Consider the following 6,964-nt stretch of genomic DNA (forward strand, 5'->3'; position numbering starts at 1 on the left):
CCCCAGCGGCGCTCTCACGGGCACCATCGCACTGGAGGGGATGGGCAACGGCACTCCGGCAGAGATCGAAGGCACCGTCGATGGCAATCAGATCAAGTTCGGCCTGGTGTCGACGCGAGCGGACACGCCGGCCGGCAAGCAATCCGTGTGCGCCTTCGAGGGCACCATGCAGGGCGTGCGGCTGGAGGGCACTTTCTCCGATCCCCAAGGGCGTGAGGGGCGGTGGGACGGGTGGTGGAGCGCCGCCGATCTGAAGGCGAAGGGCACAGCCGAGTCCACCGAGCCAACGCTGATCTTCAGTCGATGAAGGAGGGGTGATCATGTCTGCTGATTATCATCGCGCGACCCGCCGCCGGCGGCGACGGGCAGGGTCGGGGCTGTTGCTCACGGTACTGTCTTCCTTGCTGGCCATGCCCGCGGCGGCACAGATTATCACCGCGGGTGAGGCTTGCGGGCAGCCCGGGACTTCGGTGTGGTTCGATGTCACGCTCGATCCGCAAGGTAAGAGCATTGCCGCCACCCAAAATGACATCAGCTTCAACAGTACGAACACCCCGATCGCTACCTGCGTCAGGGAAGCGCAACTGAGCAAGGAGCTGTCGCTGGCCTTCTTGCCCGCCGGCTGTAGCGGTACGGCCTGCACCGCGCTGCGGGCGATCATGCTGTCAACCAGCGACTCCGGTGCGATCGGGCAGCCGACGGTGCTGTACCGCTGCCGCGTTGATATCCCGGCCAATGCCACGCCGGGGAGCTACCCGCTGGTGATCCACAATGCCGCGGGCGCTGACCCGGTGACCAACCCGAAGCCGATCACGGGCCTCGATGGCCAACTCGGGGTGACGCCGGGGAACTGCGGCTGTTAGCGGGCGGAACACGGCAATGAGCGAATCGTGCTGAGCACGGCGAGCGGCCGCGTTGCCGCTGCTCGCCGAGGAGGGTGCCATGGCGGATAGACTGGCCGAGGGGAAGAGTGCCGCAGGGGCTGCGCTGCGGGTGGGTCTCATCGTTCTGACCGTGCTGCTCACGAGCGGGCGCTGGACCCCTGCCGGGGCGGTCTGTGGCGCGTGCGCCGGCGACTGCACCGCCGACTGTGTCGTCACGGTCGACGAGTTGGTCCTGGGCGTGAACATCGCGCTGGGCAACAGCCAGGTGAGCGCTTGCCCCGCGTTCGACGTCAGTGGCGATGGCGAGGTGACGGTCGACGAACTGGTGATGGGGGTGAACTACGCACTCGGCGCGTGCCCTGGCCCACCGACGGCCACTCCTACCAGGAGCTTCACGCCAACGCTGACGCCGACTCGGCCGACGCCGACGTTCACGCCCACACGGCCCACTCCGACCAACACTCCGCCGCGGCCGACGTTCAGCTTCACGATTACGCCGACCTTCACCGCCACCTCGACGCCGACGACCAAGCCGGGGGCGGGCAATCTGATCATGCGGGTCGTCAACCGCACCGGCGCGCAGGCCACTGCGAGCCTGCACGCCTGGATGAACAGCTCTGGCGTTGCCAACGCGCGCGGCTTGGCTACTGACTTCGGGGGCCAGGAGCTCTACGGGGCAGCGGAGAGTGTAAGCGTGGTCCTGCCGGCCAGCTGTGCCGGATCGCCCACCTGCACCTGCGTAAACAGCACCTGTAGCTTCGTGTGTGACCAGGCGACCGGCAAACCTCGCTGCGATGTGCTGGTGCGCAATCTTGCCCCCGGCGATTACACCGCGGACATCTTCGTCACTGCCACCGGCCAGGAGCAGTACCGCCGCGTGTTGATCGTAGCCGATCCCGCCACACCGAACACCGTCGACTGGACGGTGTTCAAGACGGTGTATGCGGTCACCTCAGCCAACGACCAGGGCACCGGTACGCTGCGAAACCGGATCAACGCGGCCAATGCCACGGATTCCACCGCCCGACCTGTCTTGATCCGGTTCGACCACGACGCGACTGCCTTTACGGGTGGCGAGGTCAACATCAACGTCACCGGGAACCTGACCGTCACCGCGAACGATACGGTCATCGACGGAACCAATGCCGCTGGAGACCCCTCGCCCGTGCAGGAGTTCAAAAGCCGCCTATTCAAGACGACCGTCAACCTGACTGGCCCAGCCAAGCTGGCGATCAACGCGCCCAACGTCACCCTCATGGGTCTCCAGATCAGCCGGACCCTGGGACCCGACAGCACCATCGTGGCGGCCGACCTGAATCAAGTCGGATTCGGCCCGAACAGCCTCGGCAGTAAAGCGCGCACCTGCCGGCTCGATGGCGGAGCGGCAGCTCGAGTGAATGCCGACTGTTCCGGCAGTAATCCCGCCCAGGGAAAAGACTGCGTTGACGCCGAAAACACGGGCGCCACCAACTTCACCGAGGCGGTGATCGTGGAAGATAGCGAGCTGCGGTACTGCTATGACCGCCCGGCCAAGAGTCAGGACGGGTTCCTCATCCTGCGTGACAACTGGATTCACAACAATCTGCGCGGCGGCCCGTTCGTTCAAGCGACGGACACGAGAACCCCTACCCCTGTGGTGGGGGGCCACTTGAAGACGGAGCGCAACCTGATCGAGCACAACGGCAAGAACTGCCCAAACGCGATGATGTGCGGCGCGCCCAACGGAACGCCGACGCCATGCGTGCCGCAGACGGGCTGTCCCGGCGGGTCGGATGTGGGGTGTGGCCTCGATCCCATGCAAACCCCAATCCCGTGTATCCCGAACCCCAACTTCTCAAAGGACCCCGCATCCTGCGGCACTTCAGCTACCCGCCCTGAGGCAGCGCAGTTGTCAGCTGAGCAATCGGCGACCGCTCAGCGCGCCACGGAGCTGCAAACGGATGGTGACGTCCTGCGCAACGGACTCCAAGACGGAATCTTCCTGCAGCAGAACGCCTATGGGCAGATCAGCAACGAGTTCATCTGCGGCATGACGACCTACGGGACGGAGATCAACTTCGACACCGGCAGCACGCAGATCGGGGTTCTGGGCACCGCCAGCGTGTTCAGCGGATATGGCGCCTTCTTCCATACGAGCGGTTCTCTCATCGGAAACGTCAACTTCGGCTCCGGCAATAGCTACGGCAAGAACGCGTTTGTGATGAACCCTTCGCGAAACTTCGCACTTCAGTCTTCGGGGTCGTACACCGCGCGACTGGCAGAGAGCAACCAGTGGGAGCACTGTGGCAACGGTTCGAGCTGCGTCCCTGCCTCAATTCTTGCCAATGATGTGACGGCTGCCAGCGGGAAAGTTGATGTTGATCCCGGGCAGGCGCACCGCAACCCGGGTAGTCTGACAATCTCGACAGGCGGGGTATTGCCCAAAGTGGCTGCGGAAGGTGCGATCGTTCACATCACGGGCACGGGCTTCAATGCCATTGAGGGTTACACCGGCACGCCTGCCGCTACAGACTGCGCGACGTTGAAGCAGGGCAACACGTGCACGCCGCAAGTGAAGGGCACCTGCGTGGAGTTCACCGACACGTCGGGCAATCTGATCGCATCGCAGCCCGAGATCTTGGGGATCACACCGACGCAGATTACCCTGAAATCGCCGATTGCTTGCAGCGTGCCGATCAAGATCCGCGTGACGCGGCTCGACACAACCGACCCGTCGGGCAAGAAGGTTGTGGTCGCCGACTTCTGCAAGAACTGAGCTGGATCTCTCACGGTTGACGTGCTTAGCGAGTAAGCCAAGCGACGATGTCTGCCGCAGAGAGCAACGTGTCATCGTTCAGGTCACTCGGATCGCATCGAATGCTCGTGTACCGATGTCGGCCGAACAGGCTCTCCACCAATATCGCGAGGTCATTGCCATCGGTGCGACCGTCTTGGTTGATATCAGGCTGGCGAACGGACTCTTGGATTTCGAGCGTCGCCGCCCGGACGGCAACTTCGCCAGCGCCGTCAAAGGCGGCGATACGAAGCCCGTACTGGCCCGCAGTGCCGTAGCACGGCGCGAGCTGCAGATCGGCCGTGCCGTCTGCGTGGTCCTCCAGGACGGACCTGGCAAGTCCGTTCAGTCTTCCCTGGTAAGGATCCCCAAACGGGTTCCGCTCCACATGAAACGTGATGGGGTCTCCATCCGCATCATGCGCATGGAGTGGGACATGGGAAATCTTCCCCTCTGAGATGACAATAGGTGGTAGGGGCTCGATTATCGGTGCTCGATTGCCAGGTCTGCGTCGCACGAAACGGCTGATGCCTGGGTGCAAAGCGAGCCCATTAAGGTCTCCCGGTGCGGTCAGAAACGCGCAGCCGGTCGCGTCCATCACTGTGCCGTAGCGGACATAGGGGAAGTTCACGCTATCCGTGATCTGCCCGATCTGCATTGTCTTGAGGTCCATGAGGAAGAGTTCGGGAGATAGGTCTTCATTGGCGACACCCGGATCAAGGTCGAGCGCGGCGATAAACGCGAGCTTGGTCGCGTCGGCTGACAGCAGAGGTATATCAGGCGCCCCCTGTGAATCGAGCAGTCGATCCGCGGTGCCAGAGTTCGGATTGGCAAGGTATATGCCATCGCCCGCGAATGCGACTTTGGTGCCGTCCGCGCTCAAGCTCGGGCGTAGTCCCCATTGTGGGCCGTCAGAAGATCGCCCCGAAATCTGTCGAAGACGTCTGGCCCCGTCGTCGTATACGAATACTTGATCGCCTCCGCCCGTCGAACTGGTAGGATCGAGGTCAGTTCGCCCGGAGAATGCCAGCCATTGGCCGTCGGGGGTCATCACCAGGTCATCTTCGATCTCCGGCTGCCCAAACGAGGCGCGGGGACCATCTGTTAGCTGACGCGCGGGCCCGTTGGGCAGGTCGAAGAGGAACGCCTCGATACTCCCGTCGGGATTGCCGATCAGTGGGTCCACGTCCTGCCCTGAGAGGAAAGCGACGCGTCTGCCGTAGTCAGCAAGGGAGAACGGCGCGGGCGTTGCGGACCACAAATCTCCGAGCGGAACTACTTGAAATGCGCCACTGTCGATGTCCTTCAAGACATAGCGCCAGTAAACGAAATCGGTGGTGTCTGCATAGAGCACGAACTGGCCGTCGGGCGATATGCGCGCTTGCGCTGCCTGCCGAATGCGGGTCAACGTACCTGTCCGGTTGTCGAACGTCCACGCGCTGCTCCCGTTGCCGGCTCGGTCCGAACGCACTAGAGCGAGGCGCTGGCCATCTGAACTGAGGCTGCCGTCTCCACCCCCCTCATCAAACGGATCAGGCACAGGGATCGCCGCGAACTGCGGATTCGGAATCAGAAACATCTTGCTGTCGCGCGCGACCTGGCCCAGGGTGTCCTGCGCCGCCAAGTCGAGCACGTAGCGCTGCCCCGGTTCCAGAGCCAAGCGTCCGCCAAGATCGAGCGTGCCGAGGATTCCATTCATGACCGCGCTTGATCCGCTTGCCACCTCTGCGGCCTCGCCACCCGCCTGCGGCCGGATCGTCAAGCGCCACCGCCCCAGCCCGTCGACGGAAGGTGTCACCGTGCCGATCACGTTGAACGGAAAGTCGCGCTCCCAGATCTTGCCGCGGTTTTCAGGGGTAAGGATCTCCGCCACCGGGATGTCCTCGATCGCAACCGCTTGCGCCGCATTCACGCGCCCGTAGCCGAAATGCTCGTCCCACCCTGGTGGCCCCAGATCGTCGGCGGTGTTGCGCAACACCTGCCGCACCTGCGGCTGGCTGAACGACGGATGGTGACTGCGTACCAGGGCCGCCACGCCGCTCACGTGTGGCGCGGCGAAGCTGGTCCCGGAGCCGCGGACGTAGTCCTCTCCCACCACCCACGGCCCGGGCTCGCACGTCTCGCGATACTCTTTGCACGTGTTGTCGTAGTTGGGGCAGGTGTTGCTTTCCGGGGGCAAGACCGTTCCATCCCGACAGCGCACGCACTTGAAGTGGCAGCCGTCCTCAGTGCACACATCGCCCGTCTCGACACAGTAGTTGGGAGGGCACGGCTGGCCGTCGCTCAGCGGCGGGCGGCCGTCCTGGCACGCGATGCACCTCAGTTGGCACACCGCCGCCCAGCCATCACTCTGCCGTGCGGCCGTGCTCAGTAGCGAGAGGATCGAACGCTCGGGGGAAATGATGGACTCACCTCCCGCATCGCCGCCGCCGGGCGCCACCAGATCGAGCGACCCGCCGAAGTTGGAGAACGAGGCGACTTCATCGGTGTGCATCGTGGCCCCAACTGCCACCACGTTCGGTAGATTCGCCGGGTAGTACCCGCGCTCCAGCGGTGCTGCATCATTGCCGGCAGCGGCAACGACCACAACGTCGAAGCTGGTCGTCACGTAATCGATCGCTGTCCGGATCGTGTCGCTCTGCGGCCCGGCCCAGCTTGCGTTGATCACCTTTGCCCCGTTCTCTGCCGCATAGACTATCGCCTCAGCCAGGTCCGCGTTCGTGCCCTGTCCCCGTTCATCGAACCCCTTCACCGCCATCACCTGCGCCTTCGGTGCCACGCCGATGATGCCGATGCTGTTGTCGCCCACCGCCGCGATCGTGCCCGCGACGTGCGTGCCGTGCCCGTTGGGATCGCTGACGTCAGCGGACGGCGCCTTCGCCTCAATGCACTGCCCGTCGGCGTACGCGCGCTTGCAACGGGTAAAATCCCAGCCGTTCGCATCGTCAACGAACCCGTTCCCATCGTCGTCGATGCCGTTGCCAGGAATCTCCGCCGCGTTGTGCCACGCGTTGGCGGCCAGATCCGGGTGCTCGACATCAATGCCGGTGTCGACCACCGCCACCACCACGCCTTCGCCCTGTGACAGCTCCCACGCCTCGGGGGCGTGGATCTGAAACAGGCCCCACAGATCCGGGAAGTCCTGGCCCCAACTGCCGGAGGAGGAGAGGAAGGGATCGTTGGGTAAGGCAGAAGTCAAAAGCGGAAAGTCAGAAGTCTGACCCGCTCCCCCCGCTGCTGGCGACGCCTCTTCGGAGACCGTACTCTGCTTTGCGGCTTTGCGCCTTGGCGCGAGGTTCACTTCCGG

4 protein-coding genes are annotated in these 6,964 nt (G+C 63.9%); 3 read left to right on the forward strand and 1 reads right to left on the reverse strand.

Going from position 1 to position 6,964, the window contains the following annotated elements:
• The 3 genes from HY699_14825 to HY699_14835 form a co-directional block, all read left to right on the forward strand.
• Positions 1 to 307: hypothetical protein (locus tag HY699_14825; protein MBI4517078.1), on the forward strand; the 307-nt coding region annotated here is incomplete at its 5' end.
• Between the two features lie 13 nt (positions 308 to 320).
• Positions 321 to 863, forward strand: coding sequence for a hypothetical protein (locus HY699_14830; protein MBI4517079.1), 543 nt, complete (start codon positions 321 to 323; stop codon positions 861 to 863).
• Positions 864 to 942: 79 nt separating this feature from the next.
• Positions 943 to 3,639 (forward strand): hypothetical protein, encoded by a 2,697-nt coding sequence (locus HY699_14835; GenBank protein MBI4517080.1) that lies wholly within the window; start codon positions 943 to 945, stop codon positions 3,637 to 3,639.
• A gap of 25 nt (positions 3,640 to 3,664) precedes the next feature.
• On the opposite strand, the gene HY699_14840 is transcribed toward HY699_14835, so the two are convergent.
• The gene (locus tag HY699_14840) at positions 3,665 to 6,151 is read right to left on the reverse strand and encodes a S8 family serine peptidase (protein ID MBI4517081.1); all 2,487 of its coding nucleotides are present in this window, start codon (positions 6,149 to 6,151) and stop codon (positions 3,665 to 3,667) included.
• Between the last annotated feature and the right edge of the window lie 813 nt (positions 6,152 to 6,964).

This window comes from Deltaproteobacteria bacterium, from assembly GCA_016210005.1.
In the GTDB taxonomy this organism is placed as follows: Bacteria; Desulfobacterota; Binatia; order HRBIN30; family JACQVA1; genus JACQVA1.